The sequence below is a fragment of the Desulfobulbus rhabdoformis genome, assembly GCF_016919065.1.
GTDB lineage: Bacteria > Desulfobacterota > Desulfobulbia > Desulfobulbales > Desulfobulbaceae > Desulfobulbus > Desulfobulbus rhabdoformis.
The window spans coordinates 1-23085 of the sequence record NZ_JAFFQA010000037.1; the positions used below are offsets into that span (position 1 = coordinate 1).

15 protein-coding genes, 1 tRNA gene and 1 riboswitch are annotated in these 23085 nt (G+C 52.2%); of the genes, 4 read left to right on the forward strand and 12 right to left on the reverse strand.

Going from position 1 to position 23085, the window contains the following annotated elements:
* Window positions 1-115: 115 nt before the first annotated feature.
* Both JWJ90_RS16865 and JWJ90_RS16870 read left to right on the forward strand, forming a co-directional pair.
* Window positions 116-817 carry a SphA family protein gene (locus JWJ90_RS16865; protein WP_205228386.1) on the forward strand — a complete coding sequence of 234 codons (702 nt, stop codon included), beginning with the start codon at window positions 116-118 and terminating at the stop codon, window positions 815-817.
* An 89-nt stretch (window positions 818-906) separates the two neighbouring features.
* Complete coding sequence (locus JWJ90_RS16870) at window positions 907-3378, forward strand: bifunctional aconitate hydratase 2/2-methylisocitrate dehydratase (RefSeq protein ID WP_205228387.1); 2472 nt, start codon at window positions 907-909, stop codon at window positions 3376-3378.
* Between the two features lie 535 nt (window positions 3379-3913).
* Here the strand turns inward: JWJ90_RS16870 and JWJ90_RS16875 are convergent.
* The 4 genes from JWJ90_RS16875 to JWJ90_RS16890 all read right to left on the reverse strand — a co-directional run bounded on the left by JWJ90_RS16875 (window position 3914) and on the right by JWJ90_RS16890 (window position 11468).
* Window positions 3914-6211: a serine protein kinase PrkA gene (locus JWJ90_RS16875; RefSeq protein ID WP_205228388.1), complete on the reverse strand. Its 2298-nt coding sequence runs from the start codon at window positions 6209-6211 to the stop codon at window positions 3914-3916.
* Window positions 6212-6264: 53 nt separating this feature from the next.
* Window positions 6265-7899, reverse strand: a complete 1635-nt coding sequence (locus JWJ90_RS16880; protein WP_205228389.1) for a SpoVR family protein — start codon at window positions 7897-7899, stop codon at window positions 6265-6267.
* 31 nt (window positions 7900-7930) lie between these two features.
* The gene (locus JWJ90_RS16885) at window positions 7931-9328 is read right to left on the reverse strand and encodes a DUF444 family protein (RefSeq protein WP_205228425.1); all 1398 of its coding nucleotides are present in this window, start codon (window positions 9326-9328) and stop codon (window positions 7931-7933) included.
* 79 nt (window positions 9329-9407) lie between these two features.
* Window positions 9408-11468: a serine protein kinase PrkA gene (locus tag JWJ90_RS16890; RefSeq protein WP_205228426.1), complete on the reverse strand. Its 2061-nt coding sequence runs from the start codon at window positions 11466-11468 to the stop codon at window positions 9408-9410.
* Window positions 11469-12121: 653 nt separating this feature from the next.
* A riboswitch (cobalamin riboswitch) is annotated at window positions 12122-12303 on the reverse strand.
* A 413-nt stretch (window positions 12304-12716) separates the two neighbouring features.
* Here JWJ90_RS16890 and JWJ90_RS16895 point away from each other — a divergent pair.
* Entirely contained in the window at window positions 12717-14438 is a 1722-nt protein-coding gene (locus JWJ90_RS16895) for a cache domain-containing protein (RefSeq protein ID WP_205228390.1), read from the forward strand.
* A gap of 101 nt (window positions 14439-14539) precedes the next feature.
* Here the strand turns inward: JWJ90_RS16895 and JWJ90_RS16900 are convergent, their stop codons facing one another.
* The 7 genes from JWJ90_RS16900 to JWJ90_RS16930 all read right to left on the reverse strand — a co-directional run bounded on the left by JWJ90_RS16900 (window position 14540) and on the right by JWJ90_RS16930 (window position 21355).
* Window positions 14540-15718: a citrate/2-methylcitrate synthase gene (locus JWJ90_RS16900; protein WP_205228391.1), complete on the reverse strand. Its 1179-nt coding sequence runs from the start codon at window positions 15716-15718 to the stop codon at window positions 14540-14542.
* A gap of 128 nt (window positions 15719-15846) precedes the next feature.
* Window positions 15847-17061: an AI-2E family transporter gene (locus JWJ90_RS16905; RefSeq protein WP_205228392.1), complete on the reverse strand. Its 1215-nt coding sequence runs from the start codon at window positions 17059-17061 to the stop codon at window positions 15847-15849.
* Window positions 17062-17076: 15 nt separating this feature from the next.
* Window positions 17077-18357: an adenosylmethionine--8-amino-7-oxononanoate transaminase gene (gene bioA, locus JWJ90_RS16910; RefSeq protein ID WP_205228393.1), complete on the reverse strand. Its 1281-nt coding sequence runs from the start codon at window positions 18355-18357 to the stop codon at window positions 17077-17079.
* Window positions 18358-18360: 3 nt separating this feature from the next.
* Window positions 18361-19329 (reverse strand): biotin synthase BioB, encoded by a 969-nt coding sequence (bioB, locus tag JWJ90_RS16915; RefSeq protein WP_205228394.1) that lies wholly within the window; start codon window positions 19327-19329, stop codon window positions 18361-18363.
* 45 nt (window positions 19330-19374) lie between these two features.
* Window positions 19375-19986: a hypothetical protein gene (locus tag JWJ90_RS16920; protein ID WP_205228395.1), complete on the reverse strand. Its 612-nt coding sequence runs from the start codon at window positions 19984-19986 to the stop codon at window positions 19375-19377.
* Between the two features lie 63 nt (window positions 19987-20049).
* Window positions 20050-20646 carry an AmmeMemoRadiSam system protein A gene (gene amrA / locus JWJ90_RS16925; protein WP_205228396.1) on the reverse strand — a complete coding sequence of 199 codons (597 nt, stop codon included), beginning with the start codon at window positions 20644-20646 and terminating at the stop codon, window positions 20050-20052.
* A gap of 193 nt (window positions 20647-20839) precedes the next feature.
* Window positions 20840-21355 carry an LEA/WHy family protein gene (locus tag JWJ90_RS16930; protein WP_205228397.1) on the reverse strand — a complete coding sequence of 172 codons (516 nt, stop codon included), beginning with the start codon at window positions 21353-21355 and terminating at the stop codon, window positions 20840-20842.
* 303 nt (window positions 21356-21658) lie between these two features.
* Between JWJ90_RS16930 and JWJ90_RS16935 the strand changes: the two genes are divergently transcribed.
* Window positions 21659-21748 (forward strand) — tRNA-Ser (locus JWJ90_RS16935).
* 517 nt (window positions 21749-22265) lie between these two features.
* Here the strand turns inward: JWJ90_RS16935 and JWJ90_RS16940 are convergent.
* Window positions 22266-22910: a pentapeptide repeat-containing protein gene (locus JWJ90_RS16940; protein ID WP_205228398.1), complete on the reverse strand. Its 645-nt coding sequence runs from the start codon at window positions 22908-22910 to the stop codon at window positions 22266-22268.
* Window positions 22911-23085 lie beyond the last annotated feature (175 nt).

Sequence of the window (23085 nt, forward strand, 5' to 3'; positions counted from 1 at the left end):
AGATTCTTACGTTCCTCGTCTGTCAGGGTGACTCGATATCTCGGTGCCATGGCAACCTCCTTTGATTGCCATGATGATACAACCTGATTAAAAATTACGAAACTTTAAATGTTACATGGTACTAGACGTCTTTGCCTCCGTGCAGCGGATTATTCATGTAACGGATATTAAAATTCTTGGCGCCGACTATCTTTATGATGTGCTCATTCCTCTGATTGATCAGGATTTTTCAGTCATCGGTTTGTCCGACTCTCACTCATTTTCTCTGGGGGATATCATTGTCGAACCCTTTGTTCTGGGCTGGCATCTCTCCCGCTGGGATGTGACCTTTGGCCTGGGCTTTGTCATGCCCACCGGCCATTATGAGAGCGACGAACCGGCTTCACCCGGCCTTGGTTACTGGTCCGGTCTCATGACCTTGGGAGCCTCCTACTACTTTGATGAGCAGAAATCCTGGTCTGCCAGTGTCCTTACGCGAACGCTGGTGAATGGTGAGCAAGAAGACACCGATATCACCCCAGGTTCGGAACTTATCGTTGAGTGGGGTATCGGTAAGGAATTTCGGCCCAACAACTGGATGATTCGTCCCGGTATTACCGGCACTTCCTACTGGCAGTTATCCGATGACAGTGATGACTTGCCATCTGCAAATATTATCGCAGATCAGCACAAGGAAGCACACACCATCGGTGCCGAGGTAAACTTTTTCTATTTGCCCATGCTGTTCCAGGTGAATCTACGTTATCTGCAGGAGTATGGCGTTGAGAATGGCCCCGAGGGCAGCCGTTTTGTGGCGACACTGACCAAATCCTTCTAATTGTTTGGTAGTTGACGGGCCGGTTCTGCTTTTTTCAAAGGCGACCGGCCCATTTTTTATCGGCCCCCGTGTAAAAGAGAGGACAAATCATGCTGGAGATGTATCGGAAAGACGTTGAAGAACGAAGCCTCCTGGGGATTCCCCCCCTGCCACTGACAGCAGAGCAAACCAAAGACATCATCAATCTTCTGGGGCAGGACAGCGGTGACCCGGCTGAGTTGCTGACCCTTCTTGCCGATCGTGTCGAGCCCGGGGTAAGCAAGTCCGCCGAGGTCAAAGCCGCCTGGTTGGAAGAGGTGGCAATGGGCCGGGTGAGCCTCTCCGCATGTTCGCCTGAAGAGGCGGTGACCATGCTCGCTCAGATGGGGGGCGGCTATAATGTAACCTCGCTCATTCGTTTGTTGCAGGTACCCGGCCTCGCCCGGCAGGCTGCAGACGCATTGAAAGGGTTGACCAAAATTTACGAAGCCTTTGATGAGGTTGTGAAGCTGGCCAAGAGCAACCCTGCCGCTCAGGAAGTGCTTGAGTCCTGGGCCGGGGCCGAGTGGTTCACGGGGAGCCCGGAGCTGCCGGCGACGATGACATTTACCGCCTTCAAGGTGGAAGGAGAGATTAATACCGACGATTTCTCTCCCGGCAACCAGGCCCAGTCCCGGGCGGATATTCCTCTGCATGCCACCTTTTTTGGGAAGACCCGCTTTCCTCAGGGGCGAGAGACCATCAGCGATTTTCGGGCCAAAGGCGAGACTGTCGGTTTTGTCGGAGATGTGGTCGGTACCGGATCCTCACGTAAATCCGCCATTAACTCCGTGAGCTGGCTACTGGGGGATGACATTGCCAACGTCCCCAACAAACGTCGTGGTGGTTTGGTTCTAGGGGGGATCATTGCGCCCATCTTTTATGCCACGGCCCGGGATGCCGGTGTACTGGCGATTGAAGCCGATGTAACGGCCATCAACACCGGTGAGCGCTTGATCCTGGATTTGCAGCAATGGACGTTACAAACAGAGCAGGGAACAGCCATTGAGCTTAAACCTGCCCCTCTGACCCTGCTTGATGAGTATCGTGCCGGAGGGCGGCTCAACCTGATCATTGGTCGTAAGCTGACTCAATGGGCCTGCGACGCATTGAATAAGTCCTTTCCTGCCATTTTTAAAGAAGTGGTGAATCCTGAGCCAAAACCTGATCAACCATACACTCTGGCTCAGAAAATGGTTGGCCAGGCCTGTGGGCTTAAAGGTGTGCTGCCTGGGACGGTCTGTGAACCCAAGATGACCACCGTCGGCTCGCAGGATACCACCGGGCCAATGACCATGCAGGAAATTGCCGAGCTGGCCTGTCTACGTTTTAAGGCGGATCTCTTCATGCAGTCGTTTTGTCATACTGCTGCTTATCCCAAGGCCTCAGACCTGGGCCGCTGGCAGACCATGACTGAGACCTCCACAGACTGTGGTGGGGTTGCCTTAAAACCTGGTGATGGAGTTATTCACTCCTGGCTCAACAAGATGCTGGTACCGGATACTGTGGGCACGGGCGGTGACTCGCATACCCGTTTTCCCTTGGGCATCTCTTTTCCCGCCGGTTCCGGCCTGGTCGCCTTTGCCGGAGCCCTTGGCTTTATGCCTCTGGAGATGCCGGAGTCGGTCCTGGTTCGTTTCCACGGGAAACGCCGCCCAGGCATAACCGTGCGCGATATGGTGAATGCCATTCCCTACGCTGCCATCAAAGAGGGCTTACTTACCGTGGCCAAGAAGGGCAAAAAGAACGTTTTTGCCGGGACCATCCTTGAAATCGAGGGTGTGGATGATCTGCGGGTGGAGGAGGCCTTTGAGCTTTCCGATGCCTCTGCAGAACGCAGTGCCGCGGCCTGTACTCTGAAACTCTCGGTGGAGAAAGTGGTGGCCAATGTGCAAGAGAACCTGGCCCTTCTGGAATCGTTGATTGCTGACGGCTATGCAGATAAAGATGCGCTGGAGCGCAGGGTGGCGGCCTTGAAAGCCTGGTTGAGCAACCCCAGCTTGCTTGAAGCGGATGAAGGGGCCAGCTACAAGGCGGTCATTGATATCGATCTCTCCGAGATGCGCGAACCACTGCTGGCCTGTCCCAACGATCCCGATGATGTCAAACCGCTGAGTGAAGTGGCGGGTACCGCCATTGATGAGGCTTTTATCGGTTCCTGCATGACCCATCTCTCCCATCTACAGGCAGCATCCAAGCTCTTGCAGGGTGAGTCCTACGCGGTGAGTCGGTTATGGCTGGCACCTTCGACCCGGATGGATCGGGATGCGATGCAGAAAGAGGGAGGCTTGAGTGTCTTTGCCCAGGTGGGCGGACGGGTGGAGATTCCCGGCTGCAGCCTCTGTATGGGCAACCAGGCACGGGTGCAGCCAGGGGCCACGGTCATGTCCACCTCGACCAGGAATTTTGACAACCGCCTTGGTGATGGGGCCCAAGTCTTTCTTGGTTCGTCCGAGCTGACCGCGTTGACTGCTCTTCTGGGTAAGCTGCCAACGGTTGAGGAGTATTTTGCTTTCTTGGAGAAGAAGGGCGTTTGTCAGTAACGCAAGTGCATATCTCCTCTTTTTATGATTATCACCAAACCTCAGCTCAGCATAAATCCCAAAACCAGATAAAGGCGATGCGCTTGCTGTAGGGTGGGCAGAGCGCTGTTTTCTGCCTACCGGTTCATGGCTTTATGCTTGATCTCTTCTGTAGAGGATAAGGCTTTCGGTGGGCACAAAAAAACGTGCCCACCCTACCAGGAACAGTGCGTCTTTTCGCGGCCATGATCAGCAACAAATACTGGAGCTGAGCTTCGGTGGTAATCACATTAGGGTGTCTTGAATAATTAGATTTTTCAATCAAGGTCAAGGCATACAAAAAATTTTACCGCAGGCATATACATGATATCGGAGTCTTCGCTTACCTCCGAGGATAAAATTTTTCGCATAACGCAGAGATTGGCAGAAAAAGCAATTATTCAAGATTCCCATTAAACTTTGGTCTCCTCGCCGGAGCGGCATTCATTTTTTGCTTGCCCAAAAAACGAATCCGCCGTGTGGTCCTTTCCCCACCGCGCAACTCACGGATTCCGGATTATGGCGTAAATTGACCAATCTGAAGCTGGTCAGTGAATATCCGTGCCAGGTTGTTATCGATCACGTAGATGCAGATTTCTTTGGCTCCTTGACGGGTATAGCCGAATTTTTTCTGCAGGTTTTTCATCATAAAGCGGACATCGCTTTGAATCTTCTGGTCGTAGGTTTTAAACGATTCCTGATCAAATTCTTTGACCGCCCGCCGGAAGTTTTCATTATCCAGGAAGGGATCAAGCACCTTTTCTTTGAGGTTGTGAATATAGCGCTCACGGAGTTGCAGGTAGAGCGCGGTTTTTGTGACCGGGACCTCATCACGCAGAATCTCCTGAGTCAGGGTGGAGCTGGTATAGGCCCGCTGCACCGAAGCGCGAAAAGAGGATGCATCGTACGGGGAGACCATAAGGCGTGACTCGATACGTTCAAAATAGGCCTCGCTTATTTCCAGCCGTTGGCCGGTGAAACGGCAGATCTCCGAGGTGCCCACCTCAAAGTTGACCGCGAACATATAATTTTGGATGTCTCGGCTGATTTGCTCCTCGTTGTAGTAATAGAGGGACTCTTTGACCGACTGCAAGACGGTATAGTTGTACATGCGCAGGAGAGAGTCCAGGAACCCCATAGGCAGGATGGTCTTATCCTTTTTGCAGTACTTGCGGAAAAATATCCCCAGCATGGACATATCAATGAGTTTGTCATCCCGGGCATACATGGAATAAAACTCGTTGAACATGCGAATGGAATCCCGACCGGACAACCCCTGCCAGCCATCCTGTTCCGACTCGGCGATGATTTTTAGACGTCTTTTCGAGTTAAACCGCTCCACGTCCTCCTCCTCAAGCCAGGCGGGAATGTAGCCGGTATAGATTTCCATCTTCAGCAGCTGCAGATTGGCGTCGCAGTAAATTTCGTATTTTTCCGGATCCTGGATCCATTCAAGCATGGCATCTGACTTGATGCGCAGGCGTGTGGCGATGATGACCCGGGCAAAGTTGTGCAGCACCCTGGGGAGAAAGGATTCATCGATGTGCTTGCCGAATACCTCCCGATAAATTTCAACCTCGGTCTTGATATCAAGAACATAGGGCGTGTTGATATACTCAATCCGATCCGAGAAGGCAGCCAGGTTGGTCAGCACTTTCTTATCCTCGGGATTCATCAGGGCGACAAAGAGGGAGTTAACCCGTTCCTCAATATGATCGACCTTGTGCACCCCATCACTGATGATGTTGTGCAGGTCCATGAGGCGTTCTGTGTTGTGTGATTTGACATCCATGAGTGCATAGATGCCGTTGTTGACCTTGGCATAGCCCGAATAAAGGAAGGGCACCTTACCTGAGGGCGCAAAGAGTGCGTTAAGGGTACGCTGTACAGTATCGTCGGTACGGATATTGCGCTGTGAGCGTCGATCGCCGGGATTAAACACAGAGATCCCTGTTCCCAGGCGGCGGTTAAACCGATAGGGGCGGGCAAAAACGGATTTGAGTACCTCCAGCGGATCTCCGGATTTTTTTAAAAGTTCCTGATAGAGGGCCGCGCAGATGGTGCAGGGTTCGTCGCGAAAGACCCATTCATATTTTTTTTCGTTAAAGAGTTGATCTTTAAAGACCGCATTATCCAAGAGCTCATTAAGAAATTGGCGACGGATCTCTTTGGGAATGAGCAAAAGTGGATGGTCATGACTTGGGCAGGGCAGGGTTAGCCAGTGGTCCTTCCCCTCAGAGGCGGTGAGACTGCCTTCCACCTCGCTGTTGACCTCTTCACTGAGAAGTTGGGAGATTTTTCCGGCAAGACCGGCCATAGAGTGCACCCCACCAACCAGATCCGGTGCACGCAGGCGCCAGACTACCTCATAGCGTGATCCTTCTGGAGTGTTCGCGTACTCTTCAAATTTTCTCAGGAAATTATTGAGAAAGGTCGATTTGCCGCTTCCGTGGGGGCCGTCAAAAATATAGATCTTATTCTGCTGATCGCCGACCAACAGTGATTCCACGTGGCGCAGAAGGCGGTTGGCAAAGAGGCGGTCAGCAAAAAAAGGACGATCTGAGCCCTCGACAAAGAGCTTGCTACAGTCGTAATTGAGGTAGTTGATGGATTCCGGGTCATTGCTGTATTCGTCATGACCATCTTGAACATAATGATGGATCATGTCGGCATAGACCTGGATAACATTGCGAATGTTGCGTTCCGGTCGCTTGATCACCTCGCCTAAAAATTCATCAAACGACAGTTCCGCCTGGCGAAAACAATCGCCCTTATGTTGTTGCAGGGTATTCAAGGCTTTGGTCAATTCGCCCATGATCACCTTCCTGGTTCTGGTTGCCGCAGTCTATTGCTGAATTCAATGCAGGATTATTCCACCAGCGTTCGCGACAGGGTCCTGTCTTTCATGGTGTAACGAAATCGCTTCCATTGAATGGTTCGTTTTGGGGTCTCTTCCCGTAACTGACCATCGATATCTCGGCTTGCCTTCATCGGAATCGGTACCGAGGTATACAGATGGACCTCTTCACCCCAGAGGTATTCCACCCCAAGCAAAACGCCCTGAATAAAATCTTTCAACAGTGGCTTGCCTTCAAAAATATGATTGAGCACCAGGGCGTTGTTTTCCGCCACGGTCACTTCAATGCGGGGAGGGTGATAGAGGCTGTCGGCCACCATGGCTTTGTACGCTTCGGCCTTACGGCTTTTGACGTAATACTCCCAGCTCATTCGTTCCTTGTTGAGCCGCTTGCCCACCACAAAGAGTTTATGTTGATCAACGAAATCCTGATCAATAAAAGCGTTGATATACATCGAATCACAGTAGTTCTCGCGGATGTGATAGATATACTCCCGCCCCTTACCAGTGGCCTCATCGTAATTTTTGCGTTGTTCCCGATCCTGGGTCATGAAGTACTCAAGCCCGGTGCGGCCCTTTTCCGCCTTGTTTTCCAGATACTGAAAAAGCCGCATCCCCAGGGCATAGGGGTTCAGGCCTACCCGCGGCATGGAAGTCACCTTGGCGTTGACAATGGCATAATCCACCTCATGCCCTTTGATCCGATCATCCTGAAGAAAGAGCGTATCATGCCAGTAGGAGGCCCAGCCTTCGTTGAGGATTTTTGTGCGTATCTGGGGCTGGAAATAGAGTGAGGTTGAGCGGATAACCTCAAGCACCATGAGCATCCAACGGTTTTTTTCGGTTTTAAGAAAGGGAGAGTACTCCATGAGAAATTCAAGGAGATCGGTACGGCCAACGGGTTTTGTTTCCTTGAGACTCCGAGCGTAAAGGGATTCAAGCTCGCTGTATTTTTCGGTAATGCGTTTCAGAAAACGCAGCTCACCATCTTCGGGGTGCTCCCGCAAAAGTTTGTTGTAACGCTCTATCTCACGTGAGTAACTGGAGACTGCCGATCGAGCACCATGTTGGAGAAAGACATCAAAGTAATAATCGAGCAGACTCGGCTGCTCTTTTTTGCTCTTTTTGCCGCTTTCTTCAAGGATATCAAAGTAGCCTACCAGGTTATCGATGGTGCGGGCAAATTCGATCACGTAGTCGACCCAGCGGCCATGCTCCGAACGCAGCTTGGCAATAAGTCGTTTATCGGCCAGGGCTCGGCCCGTGAAGTCGTAATCCCAGGTGTGGCGGAAAAAAAGATTGTTCTGAAAAAAATCGATGTGGCCGATAACATGATAAAAAATCATCACGTTCAACCAGTCGGGATTGTTGTCGTTATAGTAGGAAATCGGTGGTCTGGTGTTAATCACCGTTTCATAGGGATTGCTGGGGTAGAGTTCATAGCGACCCTGTTCCCGTAAGATCTCGACCTCCTGCACCCAGTAATCATACAGGGTGGGAATCATGACCTTGGGGCCGAGTTCGAGCATGTCCCGGTTGGTGACGACATACTCGAGGGTCTCGTCTTCGAAGCGCAACCCGGCCTGGCGAGCCCGGTCCTTGCACCCCTCCATGATGCGTTTGGCATGCTGACTGATCAGTTCCATAGTCCACCATCTATCAGGAGGTCCGCCCCTGTTACGATATTAAATATTTGATACCTTCTATAAGCCGCGCCTCATTGCTATCTTTGGACATAACGTCCAGCCGCAGCAGGTCTTTCTTGGACTCCAGCAGCCCCGATTTGGTCAGGTATTTTTCCACCTCGGTCCGACGGCTGCCATCCAGGCCATTTTCGGCAATGGTCACGCCGATACGGCTGGCATACCCCAGCATTTTTTCCAGCTCGGGAAGGGATTCTTCGCCGTAGGTGTCCCAGTCGTCTCCATCGGTGCCATGAAAGATATAGATGGAATAATCCCGGTCCAACTCCTCCTCTTTCACAATCTTGTTGACCAGCTGGTAGGCAGAGCTCACCTGAGTCCCTCCAGCGACCTGCATCTGGTAATAGTGCTGGAAATTTTCCACCTCACGGGCTTCGGTATCATGGAGAATAAATCGTGTTTCCACCTGATTCTGGTACTGGTAGGTGAGCCAGGCGTAAATCAGCACGTGCTGGTTGACCACAATCTCGGTTGGCTTGCCCGCCATGGAACCTGAGTAGTCCCGGACAAAAAAGACCACTGCCTGGGCCTCGTAATCAAGCTCCTTGGAAAGAATGCGAAAGACACGGTCCTTGGGCGTCACCATCAGAGACTGGGCATCGGGCAGGGAGCCTGCCTGAATTTTCCCCAGGGCAATGTTGGTCTGGATGACCTGTTTGAGAGTCGCCTTTTTATCCAGGATTTGGCCAAAACCACGGTTCTTATCGGTAAGGTCATAGGCATAGCGGGTGAGTGAGCGTTTTTTGCCCTTGTCCCGCAGGTTGGGCAGGGCAAACTGCTCAGTGAGTACCCGGCCAAGGTCATAGACGGTGGACTCCAGTTCATGGGCGCCCCCCTTCCCCTGCCCAGGGCCTGAGCCTCCTCCGGCCTGTTCTTCACGAACCGGCTGCTCGCCGATAACCTCTCCTTCCTCGCCTTCTCCGGAACCGCCTTCTCCCTGCTCCTGGCCTTCGCCTCCTTCCCCCTCTTCCTCTTCTTCGTTGATCTTATCGTGGATCAGCTTTTCTTCTACGGTGGTGGGGATGACCACCACTTTGTCATCGCCGTCCCGGCCTGGCTTGACCAGTTTACCCACCCTGATTTTTCGGGGAAATCCGTCCTTTTCCCGTTGCAGATCCCGCTGGAGAAGATGATCCAGAGACTGGGCAGCCACCATGGACATCAGCGGTGAAGCCATGGCCTGGCTCAGTATTTCGGCGTCAGCGTAGCTGTAGAGTGAGCGGGTTAAGGGCATGGAGGGGCGCATCCTGTGCGCCTGGTGCGGGGCTCCGGTGAACTCAGCGAGCGCCATCTCGTGCTCGATGACCCGCCGTTGCTCCTCAGAAAGCCCCTTGGCTTGCAACTGTTTATAAAGTTGTCGCAACTTTTTCATCATTGCTCCGCGCTCATGCGAGCTTTTTGGAGGTCTTGACCGTGCTTAAACAATACAACCGTTACTGGATGGACACGGATTAGTTTTCATCCACCTGGGTGCAGAAGTATTCAATAGTCTTTTGTGCACAGGTCACGCAGTAGCCCAGTTTGTTGAGCATGGTGTCGACCATGCGGTCATAGAGCTTTTGATTCTCCTCGTTGGTGCGGTTGGCCAGGGCGCCAATCAGGCTGCCTGCGCCGGCGATATCCGATTTCAACCGTACATCGGTGACCGCCTTGACGAGTTCCAGATTGTCCATGAAATCGTAATCCGGATCCAGCGATATCTTCTGGCCATAGATCTTACGGATCGAGGTGCGGAAGGAGTCTTTCTGCTCGCGTACCTTCAGCCCCAGGCAGGCCTCCACCGAATCGATGTAGCGCTCGTCTATCTTCAGGGCCACCAACTCTCCGGTTTGTGGATTTTTATATTTCCACATACGATCCACGCCCAGATTCTCCGCATCGATGCCAATAATCATGTTAACGTAGTTGAGCACGTCTTTGCGGATAGCCAGGGGTTCATCCATGTAGGCGTTGAACATCTCGGTCATGATCCGTTCACGGTACAAGCCCTTGGCAATCTTGAGATCATCGAGAAACTTGGCCCGGTCACCTGCCTCCGAGACATAGTCAAGAATAACCCGTTCCAGGGCGGTGAAGACATCGTAGGCAAACATGCATTTGCCTTCGTTGGTCTCTGAACTTTCCAGCATAAGCTGAATGGTTCGCCCCAGATTTCGCTGGCCCAGTCCCTTTTGGCCAAAGCGTTTGGTAATATCATGCTCTTGATTTAGCGTGTCAATGACCTCGGAGAGGGTTTTGAGACTCTTTTCACCGGCCACTTCACCTGCTGCCAGCTTCATGGTCTCCACCGGGGTCAGCTTCTCTGAGCGAGGCAGACGAGTCAGAACCACACCAACCGAGGCTGCATAAACAAGGTTGGGGTCCTGATGCATGACGTTGCCGGTAAGGGTGGTTTTGGACTCATTACCGATGGCGTAGGCGGTCAGGTCGTACTGCTGCTTGTAATCTGTGTTATGGGAAACATAGCAGATACGACAACGGTCGATGATCGGTGCCTCTTCCTTCTCCGCCAGAAAGCGGTTGAACTCGGAGTTGTTGCTGGTGGCAATGATCAGACTGTCAATGGGCCAGCGATAGCCATCGATCTCAATGGTCCTGTTCTGAATAATGCCCAGGTAGACCTGTACCAGATCTTTCTTGTTTTTATAGATCTCATCGCTGAAGTGGATACCACCGCCCGCTACGCGAGCCAGGGCACCGCGTCGAAGATCGAATCGGTAGGGGTTGTTGGTGTCGGTGATATGCAAAAGCCGTTGAATCGACTCTTCACCCAGAAGATCCACCGCAGAACTGGTAATTTTGTCCTTGGCCGGATACTTGCCCGTCACCGTGCCCAGGCTCTCCACCAGGGGAACCGGGACGATCTCGATGTTTTTGAGCATATCCTCGACCTTGCCGCCAGCTAGCTCCCGCAGATCGTTCCAGATATAGGCGGAGCAGGCGCCAAGGGGACGGTAGTTCTCCATCCACTCCTCCGCCATGGCGTCGCTGACCTTGAACTTTTTGGCCAGGTACTGCAGGGACTCTTCCTTGGTTTCAAAGAGGTTCAGCGCCAGCACCATGGGGTCTTCATAGGTCTGCGACTCAATGGTTTTGATAGCGCCGTAGGTCCCTATCTGATCAAGGCCCTTAAAGCGGATGGTGTATTTGCGATTTTTGGGCTGGGCAAGAAAGTTGCGGTAGAGGTTGCAGAGGTACTCCACCAAAAAGGTCTTTCCGTTTCCCGGCTCGCCAACAAGGACAAAAGCCATCTCCTTGGAGGAGCCGCCTTGGGAGGCATCCTTGACAAAGGAGACAAAGGAGTTGATTTCATCGTACATGCCGATGATATGCTTTTTGCCCTCTCGAAAGATGGTGAAATCGAAGGTGGTTTTGCCGTTGACCGTGACCTTGTTGATGTCCTTTTCCAATATCATTCGGCTGACGCTCTGAAAGGCGTTCTCAAAAACACGCTCACCTTTTTTGACAGCCTGAATGTGGTGACTAAGTGTTGTGGTCTTGGGGTCGGTCATCATGCTCCTCCTTAACGAGGTAGGGGTAGGTGAGTCAGCAGATTTGAATGTATTATTGCGTTCTCATTATAGAAATTCAAGTAGTTATTCGAATAATCCAAAAATGTAATGAACGAAACATTGTTCAAATTGTTTCCCGTATTGAATCGAGAATCAATACCTTTTTCCTTACTGGTACGCTTCTCAGAAGAGATTCAGGACAGGATGAGAAAGAGTGAGCAGCCACCATCGGAGAAAAGAAATTTTTTGGCTGAAAAAAGTGCACCGTTTCATCAAGAGGGGGGCCGCAGTCTTTTTTAGGACGAGAGGAGATGGCGGGGGAGATGGGAGAGGCCTGGGACGGTAATATCGCCGGCAAACGGTATTACCGCCACGAGCCCGGACATGGCAAAAAGATCCTGTGGCAGAGGCTGCCACTGCACCCTGCTGGGGCAGGGGCTGTTCTTCCTGGGAAATCGGAGCAGTGTCAGTGCACCGGCTTCCCCTAGCCCTGATTTCTCCTCAGTTTGTTCATGAGAAATCCGGGCTAGCGTTGATCCGGGAACATGCAGGTGTGTGCAGTCCAAAAAAAAATCCCCGGATCATATCATGCTATGATCCGGGGATGCCCTGGTCTATCCACGTATCGTTACCTGCTCCCGGATCCGCGGGGAGCGGTAGTAGCATTTCAGGCAGGTATTCTGACTTCCGGTTCATTCGCTGGCCACGTCTTCCCAACAGTATGTCAGTGACGTTGCTGTGGCCTTTGTCCCCGGTTACAGCGGCGGGCCCGTCTCCGATTCTCACGGAGTTCCCTGTTCGTCCTCAAAGAGGAACCTGAAATATGTTCACCTTGTACTCCACGATGCTGGTGCGAGTGTGCATGGGCTACAAGGTGTATGTCTGCATCAACTCAGATTGTACAAGTGTTGAAGCAGAATATATGTAAAAGAACAAGATTGAATAGCGAAAGTCAAGCGAAAAATCACCCTGTTGCATCTCGCGAGAAAGTCGTTTCCGATAGATGGAAAATCACGGGGGGCGTATACAAACTGCCACGAGAAGAGGATACAGGAGCACGTGGCGAGGAACAATATCTTCGAAAAATACCAAGATTTTTCAGCGGTTCAGCAGGATGTTTTCTCTAAGACCCCTTGCTCATCAACTGCCAAGCAGTTAAGGTGAGAAAAAGAAAGCGTTTTCAACGTGTACATCCGTCTGAGCTTCTATTATTCGGGCGAGCCTACCTTCATAGTGTGCGGAGTCTTCGTGGAGAAGCAAAAAAAACGTAAATACGCCCACGCCATCTCCATCAGAATCGCCTTGCCGGCCTTGCTGACCATTCTCCTCTTTGTCACGGCCATCTTTGTCATCATTCTCCCTTCGTTTAAAGAAAATTTACTTGCCAAGAAGCGGGATATGCTCCGGGAAATGGTGGAGATCGTCTATGATCTGGTCACCACCTATGAGCAGATGGCCCAGGCTGGGGAAATTACAGAAACCAAAGCAAAAAAAGAAGCCCTACGCATTATTGGCTCGTTGCGCTATGGCTCGGGGAACAAAGATTATTTTTGGATCAACGACATGCAGGGGTTGATTGTGATTCATCCCTATCGTCCTGATCTGCGAGGGGATATTGTTCCGGATTTTCGCTATCCCACCGGCAAGAACCTGCTTGATGAGTTTGTCCGGGTTGTTAAGGAGCAGGGGGCTGGTTATGTGGAATATCTTTTTCAGTGGCAGGATGATCCGCAAAAGATCGTGCCCAAAATATCGTATGTCAAAGGGTTCTCGCCCTGGGGGTGGGTCATCGGCACCGGGCTGTATATTGAGGATGTCAATGTAGAGATTGGGGTCATAGCCAAACAGCTTAACGCCATTGCCTCGGTTATTCTTCTGATCAATGCTTTTCTCGCCTTTTATATCATTCGCCACACTGTGCTCGCAGATCGAGTACGGCGTATCATCTGGGAGGAGCGGGAGCGGCTCCTCACTGCCCTTGAGGAGAGCAACGCCCGTTTTCGTTCGTTGGTTGAGACCACCAGTGACTGGATCTGGGAGATAGATAAGGATGGAGCCTATATTTACTGTAGCCCTAAGGTGAAGGAGTTGTTGGGCTTTGAGGCGGAGGAGATTATTGGTAAACACCTGGAAGATCTGGTCACAGTCAAAGAGGTCGAGCGAACCAGCCGTCTTTTTCAAAAACTGATCGGTTCTCGTAAACCGTTTAAAAGTTTTGAAACCGTCTGCCAGACCTCAGACGGACATGTGGTAGTTATTGAGAAAAACGGGGTGCCGGTCTTTAATGATCAGAAAGAGTTCATGGGCTATCGTGGTATTGCCCGGGATATCTCCGATCGTAAGGAGGCCATTCAGGCCTTGGAAAAAAGCCGGGATGAGCTGCACACCAGCCTGGAAGAGACGGTCAAATCTCTGGCTCTGGCTGCTGAAAAACGAGATCCCTATACCGCGGGACACCAGTTGCGGGTAGATATGCTGGCCTGTGCCATTGCCAGAGAACTGGGGTTGCCGGAAAAACAAATCGAGGGACTCCATTTTGCGGCTCTGCTTCATGATATCGGCAAGATCTCGCTTCCTTCGGAGTATCTGGCCAAACCGTCTCGGCTTTCTGCCCAGGAGCGAGCTATTATCAGGTGCCATACGGAGGTCGGGTATGAGATACTCAAAGATATACCCTTCCCCTGGCCGGTTGCCGATATCGTCTATCAGCACCATGAGCATCTTGATGGGTCAGGCTACCCACGTGGTCTGACAGATAAAGATATCCTTTTGGAAGCCAAGATTCTGACGGTTGCCGATGTGGTTGAGGCCATGAGTTCCCATCGACCGTACAGGCCCTCCCTTGGTATGGATACGGCGCTTGAAGAGATCCGTTCCGGACGCGGAGTACTCTATCATTCCGAGAGTGTGGATGCCTGTTTACGATTGATTGCCGAGAAGAAGGTGGATCTGAGCGCGGTGGCCTGGTAATCAATAAAAAAGGCTTTGGCAAGGATGGATTCCATCCCGGCCAAAGCCTCTCTTTTTTCCAGTCCGCAATCGATGATAAGCAGCCAGTGATTGAGCAATGTTTACTTTCTTGAGTCCATGGGAGAATACTCACAGCCCATGAGTCCGCAATACTCGCCCACATACTGGGCTTGCGGGCGGTAAAGGGCCGGTTTCCCTTGCGCATCGGCAAATTGCTCTTCAATAATATGGGCACACCAGCCGGAGACGCGGGAAATAGCGAAAATCGGGGTCATCAGGTCGGTGGGAATGCCCATGAGGTAGTAGACCGGAGCAGAGTTGAAATCGACATTGGGTAAAATGGTGGTCTTGCCACGTTTGGCAAAGATCGCCAGGGCTGTTTCTTCGATCCGTTTGGAAATTGAGGCCCATTTACCGCCGGTTTCCTCCCCCAGTCGTTGCCCCATTTTCTTGAGATAGGCCGCTCTGGGGTCGCCGGTTTTATAAATGGCATGGCCCATGCCCATGATGCGGTCTCCATCGCTCAGCTGTTTTTTCACCCAGCCTTCCACATCGGCTTCATTTTCCAGTTTCAAAAGCATTTCCATAACTTTGGCATTGGCACCACCGTGCAGGCTACCGGAAAGGGCACCCAACCCCGCAGCTACACCGGAATAGAGGCTTGCTCGGGTGGAGACCACCTCGCGGGCGGCAAAGGTGGAGGCATTGAAGGTATGGTCGGCGTGGAGAATCAGGCAGACATCCAGATCACGAGCGGTAGCCTCGGTCGGCTTTTCACCATGCAACATCCAGAGAAAGTTGCCTGCGTGATCAAGCTCAGGATCCGGTGCCAGGACAGGCTGATCGTGACGAATCCGGTGCCAGGCCGCCACCAGTGTCGGTAGCTTGGCAATCAGAGCGATGGATTTTTTCAGGCAGAGATCACGGTCCAAGACATCGGATTGGCTGTCGGCCATGGCCAGCATGGGCACTGTCGCTTGCAGTACATCCATAGGCCGCGCATCTTTGGGCCATTGTTGCATGCTTTCGATAATAAAATCAGGCACTGTGCGGTTGTCTTTGACCTCTTGGGTGAAACCCGCCAACTGTTCGTTTGATGGCAGGGTTCCAAAGAGGAGAAGAAAAGCGGTTTCCATGAAGGAGGAGCGGTCGGCCAGATCTTCGATTCGATAGCCCCGGTAAATCAACACGCCTTTTTCGCCGTCAATAAAACTAATCGCAGAATCGGCAACGGTGACACCGCGCAGACCGGTGTTTTTCAGTCGAGTTTCTTCGCTCATCGTGCCTCCAGGAAGAGAATATAAAAAATAAGAAGATTTGCTCAGGCTCGAACAGAAAGGTAGAGCCTGGAAGTCATCTGACTAGGTGTATGTCAATCACCCCGTTTTACTGAAGAAAAAACTGAAGTTCAACTTTTTTTCCCTTCCGCTTCCTCGGATTGGTGGGACTGTTTTGGCTTTTGTGGAGGCTCCTGGGATGGGGAAGAAGGAGCAGGTGAGGAGTCAAGGTCGGGATCCGGGAGAAATGTTTCCTTCTCTTCCTTATTTTCAGGGTGTGAGAATAAGGGGCCGACATCGGGAAGATAGGCCTCGAAGGCCTTGCCATAAATTTCCCAGATGGTGATAAAAAGCGCCGCCACTATTGGTCCGATGATGATGCCCAAAATACCAAACATGGAGATGCCACCAAGCGTGCCGAAGAGGACAAAAAGATCGTGCATCTCTGTATCTTTCCCCACCAACCGTGGTCGAATCAGGTTGTCGAGGTTGCCGGCTACGCCACCGCAGAGAACACCAAGAATGCCCACCCCGACAAAATTTCCCTTGAGCAGCAGAATAATCAGTGCCGGGCCCCAGACGATGGCGGTCCCAAAGGCAGGGATAATGGACATGACTGCCATGATCGTGCCCCAGAAGACCGGTCCCTGGATCCCAGCCAGGGCAAAGGCGATACCACAAATCGAGCCCTGAAGGGCGCCAATAATCAGTGTCCCCTTTAAGGTCGCCTTGGTGACCGAGGTGAAGCGCCGCAACAGCAAGCGTTCATCCCTATCATGGAGGGGGAGGAAATAGAGAATTTTGGTCAGCAGAATCTCCCCCATGGTGAGAAAGTAAAACATCACATAGAGCATAATCACGCTGCTGAAGACAGCGTTGACAGTGAGCTTGGTCACCGAGGAGAGACTGTTGATTAAAAAGGTGGAGATGTTGCCCACCACCTGACCGGCTCGTTCTATAATCACCGCCCGATAGGGCAGGATTTGATCATAGAACGGCAGCTTTTCCAGGTAGGTGGAGAGGGACGTGGGTTCATTGATAAAGGTCTGCACCCAGGGCGTCACAGACTGACTGACGCTGAGCGCCTGGCTGACCACTACCCCGATCAAAAGAGAGAGGGGGGCTAAAACCAGAATGATCATACCCAGTAAAACGAGGATGGAGGCCAGGTTGTGCCGCCCGCCGACTTTACACGTCAGCCATCGATGTGTCGGGCGGAGCATGGCGGAAAAAATACCCGCCATGAACATGGGCATCAGGAACTGACGGATCATGTCCAGAAACAGGGCCGAGATACTCAGCACCAATACAAGAAGCACAGATTTATTGATCAGTTCCCGTTTCATTGGCAAGACCTTGACTTAAACCATATCAGCCGCCTGAATCAGGGCGCTCGTTAGGCGGGAGAGGTCTTCGGGCTCGATGATAAAAGGCGGCATCACATAGAGCATGCGGCCAAAGGGACGAATCCAGACTCCCTGTTCAACAAAGAACCGTTGCATCACAGCCATATCCACCGGTTCTTTGGTTTCAATGACACCAATGGCCCCTAAAACACGGACATCGGCCACATTAAAAAGCTCGTGAGCGGGTTCCAGCTCTCTTTGAAGCTGAGCACTGATTGTCTCCACCCGCTGTTGCCAGTTGTTTTCCAAAAGCAGCTTGATCGAGGCACAGCCCACATGGCAGGCCAGAGGATTACCCATAAAGGTGGGCCCGTGCATGAATACACCGGGAGGTGCATTGGAGATGGTGGTGGCCACCTCGGTGGTTGCCAGGGTGGCGGCCAAGGTCATGGTGCCGCCGGTGATGGCTTTGCCCACACACATGATATCCGGTGAAGTTCCGGCATGCTCTGCGGCAAAGAGTTTGCCGGTACGGCCAAAGCCGGTGGCAATCTCGTCAAAGATGAGCAGGATTTGGTACTGATCACAGATCCTCCGTAGGCCCCGCAGATACTCGGGGTGGTAAAACCACATCCCCCCGGCACCCTGGACAATGGGCTCGATGATGAAGGCGGCGATCTCTTCGTGGTTCTCTTCAAGGATCGTCCGGACAGCATCCAGGTCTGTGGGATCCCAGGTTTCGTGAAAGCGGCAGTTGGGGCGGGGCGCAAAAAACTGGCTGGGCAGCGATCCTTCAAAGAGGGTGTGCATTCCGGTAACCGGGTCGCAGACGGACATGGCGTGGTACGTATCCCCGTGGTAGCCACCACGTACGGTGAGCAGCCGGTGCTTTTTCGGGCGGCCTGCGGCCTGCTGGAACTGGAGGGCCATCTTTAATGCCACCTCCACCGAGACCGAGCCGGAGTCGCAGAGAAAGACCTTATCAAGCGGTTCTGGAGAGAGCTCAACCAGCAAGCGACCCAGCTCCACCGCGGGTTGGTGGGTGATACCGCCAAACATGATATGGGCCATGCGCTCGCCCTGTTCCCGAATCGCCGCCACTATTTTGGGATGGCTGTAGCCGTGAACCGCGCACCACCAGGAGGACATGCCGTCAATCAGCTCTCGGCCATCGGCGAGGGTAAAACGGACTCCGGATGCCGAGGCCACCGGATAGACCGGCAGCGGTTGCGTGGTGGAGGTGTAGGGATGCCAGAGATGGTCCCGGTCGAACTGGAGCAGATCTTCTGTGCTCATGGCTCAGCTCCGCTCAAAGGTGTAACCAAGTGCGCTGAGCTGTTCCAGATCACCTTTAATACCCGAGCCGCTGGTGGTGAGATAGTTCCCGACAATGGCGCCGTTCGCCCCGGAGGCGAAACAGCGGTACTGATCCTGACCCAGTTGCTGGCGCCCACCTGCCATACGAATCACGGCCAGGGGATTAATGAATCGATAGAGCGCCACTGTGGTTAGCACCTCATCGGTGGTCAGTGGTTTGAGTTCGGCTAGCGGTGTCCCTTCGATGGCGGTGAGAATGTTGATCGGAATGGAGAGCACCTCAAGTTCGCGCAGCTCAAAGGCCATATCCAATCGGTCTTCCATGGCCTCGCCCATACCGATAATACCGCCTGAGCAGAGACTCATGCCTGTAGCCCGGGCCAGTTTCAGGGTCTCGACTTTTTCTTCCCAGGTATGGGTGGTGCAGACCTTGGGAAAGTAATTTTTTGATGCCTCCAGATTGCAATGGTAGCGGCGCACGCCTGCGGCATAAAGGGCTGAGACAATCTGCTCATCAAGAAAACCGGCTGAGGCGCAGAACACCAGGGAGGTCGACTCCTCGATTTTTTTATAGAGATGGGTCAGCTCTGCCACTGTTTCAGGCGAAAGACTGCGGCCACTGGTCACCAGCGAGAGCCGATGCACCCCGTGCTGGTCGTTGTCCTTGGCCTGGGCCAGGGCTTCCTCTTCAGGGATGGCGGTGTAGGTGTCAACGCCGGTGTGATGGCGAGCGGATTGCGCACAGAACCGACAGTTTTCGGTGCAGTTGCCGCTTTTGGCGTTAATGATGGAACAGAGATCAAAATGATTGCCATGGAAATGGCTGCGGATCTGATCCGCTGCCTGATAAAGATCGTTCTTGTCAGCTGAGAGCAAAGCGGTTGCTGTGGCCCAATCGATCTGGCCGCCGTCAAGAATGGTCGTAAGAGCCTGCTGTACGGTGGTATCCATAATGTATCTGTTTTTTGGGGATCATTCCCCGTCGGTCTTTATGTGTTATTTAATATCCTTGGGTGGCCCATTGACGATCATTTCGGCGATGGTCTGCTTGATACGGGGCACTTTTCCCCGTCGGTCACCTAGAAAACGTGCTTCCAGTTGCGCTAATCGCTGAAAGAGGACAGTGCGTTCCATGGCCGGAGCATCGGTTTCCTGCTTATATTTTTCCTGGACGATTTCCTGGCATCTGAAACAGCCGGGAAAACGCATCTGTTTGCCATCCGGGCGGGTCAGGGTTGCAGGTACGCCGTGGGTACGGCAAACCAGCAGACGATGACTGTACACCGAGCAGAGCCCATCATCGCAAAGAGGGCACATGATTTGCGGTCGTTCCTGCCGGGCGATCATGGCACGGCTTTGTTCCACATAATCTCGGGAGCGTTTGACAATACGATCGATCTGGGCATCGTCGAGCTTGCGGATACCCTCCCAGAGATATGCCCATTCGCAGTAGGTATAGTGGAGAAAGTAGGAGTCACAGCAGTTGTCGGGGCATCCCATACAGGTGAGGCCAATAGCTTGGGCGACCTCATCGTAATCAGCGACCATGGATTCGTATATTTCCCCAATCTCACAGGAGAGTTCCGGGGGCAAAAACAGTTCTTTCATAGATATTGGTTCGTTAGTGTCTGTCCAAGAACATCGTTTCTGGAGAGGCACAAGTTGTATTGTTCAATGATCATTAGCCGTTACGGATTCAGGCGGCTCTTCAAAGGATTGCACCTGATAGGTTGATATGCGTACTTCTCCTCTGCGCCAATTGAACGCATCCAGGCCCGCTTTGCGGCAGAGATGCTCAAGAAACTGCTCAACACCGGGTAATTGCTGCCAGACCTGGGGAAGAAAGGTCGCGCGTGCCTGTCCCGGCCCCTCCAAAATCACCCCGTCCTGATGGGGAGTGAGCAGAGTGAGGAGATCCTCAGCCCGCTCGTAGGGAAGCGGCGCGGGCTCTGTCAGCACCGAAATTTCCACATGGAGTAGAGGCAACTCCTCTTCCGTGAGCGGAGAGAAACGGAAGTCATGAAAGGCGGCATTCAGGGCATTGCGTTTGATGCCATCGACAATGGATTCCACCCCAATCAGGCTGCCTATACAGCCACGGAGGTTGTCCCCCTTGTGCAGGGTGACGAACACTCCCTGTTTTTCTGTAAATGCGGGCTGATTGAGTTCTTCGTCACTGACGGGATGGCTTGGAGTCTTTCCCAAATGCTGCTCAATGCTCTGCCTGGCCAAGCGAACCAGTGTACGTCCCTGTTGCGCGCTCAACATGGTAATGCCTCCACAAATCTGATCATAAAGGGCTGTACTCTATTGCAACCTCTGAACCTGTCAATACAAATATGGTGTACCTGCATCCGTGATGGCGTGCTACGAACAACGAAACTAAAGCACCAATGAATGCGCACGGGTTATGGGGCGCTCTTCCGGCCTTCCGGACCTGACGATTCGAAGAAAGGGGTGTTTAACTTTTATTGAGCCCCTTAAGCGAGAGTTCGCCTGTTGAGGTGAAGGGGATTTCTTTACTGAAACCGTGGAGTCCGACGCGAACAAAACCTCGGAGGGTGTAGGGGAGGGGGTGGTCTTTACTGGGGAGCTTGCCAGCGGAATGCATAAGATCAGATACGGATGAAATCAGATCCAGCACCGAGGCGTAGACTTCAACCGGGATGATAGCAGTGCCATAGGCAGGCACCGTCTGGCTGCTGTCACCTACGCCGCTTGCAAAATGACGTTTGTTAATTTCGAGATCACAGTTAACCCCGCGCAGGTCAATGGCCACATCATTGGGATTGAGAATGCGCAGCTTGATGAGGAAAATTCCCTCCAGCGCCTTGACTTCCTGGATACGAATGTCGGCAAGGGAAATTTTGGGATCCTCCTTCAACCCGTAGAGGCCACTGCAGCCAGTCAGGCAGAAAATTGCGAGGATGAGGACGAAGAAAGAGAGACATTTTGACTGCAAGCCGTTGAAAAACATGGTTGCTCCTTGAAAAAACCTGAATCCGTGAATCAGGTGAAATGCTGAATGCTCATTCTTACCCAGCCGCTGGAACAAAGTCAACAGCTCCATGGAAAGGAGGCGATCAAGGAGGGAACAAGGCATCGTCCTCTGGAGTGACCCTCTCCATAAACAGGTTGCTCACATAGTAGGCTCTTCCTCTGTTGATTGTTTCCTGAATCCGTGAGCATTCATCAGTGCCCATCCGCCGTCACGGATTCAGGTGTTTGCTCATGGAAGTGTTGACGCATGCCACGGAAAACGGTATCAATAACGCCACACGGAGAAGTGCCGGAGTGGTTGAACGGGACGGTCTCGAAAACCGTTGTGGGGGCAACTCCACCCAGGGTTCGAATCCCTGTTTCTCCGCCAAATTTCAAAAGTCCTTGTAGCCTCAATGAGGTGCGAGGACTTTTTTTTTGCTTGGTGCGTATGGGGTGCTGTTTGGTACGTTGCTGAATCAGCAAAAAGCACAGCGTTCGGGACGCTGGGGTCGGAGGTGGTCGATGCAATAGTGCTATCGAGCCATAACCAGTACCTGTATTCGTGACGGCTTGTGCATGCTGGAGGTTTATCCTCTTGAGTAAACAGGGATTTATTGAAAAGAATGTTTTTTTATCCAGTTTCACCCCGCCGCCCCGATGGATGCTCACGGTTCAACGTACCCTGAAAAAAAGGGACGCGCTTAAAAAGCGTTCCACTCTACACAGAGTGTACGCTTCATTCAGCGCGTATGTATTGCTTGTGTGGTTGACGAGCACCGTTACTTCATGGTGTGCACAATATTCTTCAAGCGGGTGCTGCGCTTTGAAGTGTGTTGGTCAAGGGAACCTTACTGGCTGTCTGTAGCTCCTTCAGGCCGGATAGTGCGGGGCGGAGGTGACAACTCTCAGACAGCGAGCGTTAGAGCTGTCTCTGGGGTAATATCGCTCTGTTGTTTAGGCATGAATTTTTCTCCACTGTTAGGACGGAGGACACGCAAAATAGGGGCGGCGAGTTTTTGGTTTTCATACTTGGAGCCCACTCTGGTGAATTGGTACAACCGTCGATGTGCCTGGTCAAGATCAACGGACACCAGAGTGGCCTCATAGAGCATCGCCCAGAGATCCGCTTTGTTGAAATTTGCTCCGCTGAGGTTCGTCCAGCTGAGATTGGTGTAAAAGAGGTATGCCTGGGAGAAATTTGCTCCACTGAGATTTGCTCCGCGGAAATCTGTTCCGCAGAGATCAGCTCTGCTCATATCGGCCTCACTTAAATCAGCCCACTTGCGGCTGAAATCAGCGCGTTTTTCTCCGCTTAGATCCGTCCCACGTAGGCTTGCACCGCTCAAATCTGCTTTATGCAGATCCGCTCCTCGAAGATAGGCTTTTTCCAGACATGCATTGCGGAGTAAAATTGGCTGTTCCGGGTTCTCTGCTCGAAACGTATTCCATGCTGTCATGTCGTGTTTTGCAGAACACTCCATGAGTAGATTATACTGTTCCTGGTTAAAAGATTGACGATTGGATTCTTTTTTACGTTGCATTGTGACCATGGGCACCTCTTGGGGAGAAATTTGGGAGCATGATGCTCTTTTGGGAATCTTGAATTATCGAATAGTATCCTTGGAGAAACGACGATTCCCTTTCGGTATAGTTTAAACAATATAGATGCCAGTCGCTATTTTTTATAAAAAATAGAGTAACTGACTCGTAATATTAGTTATATTT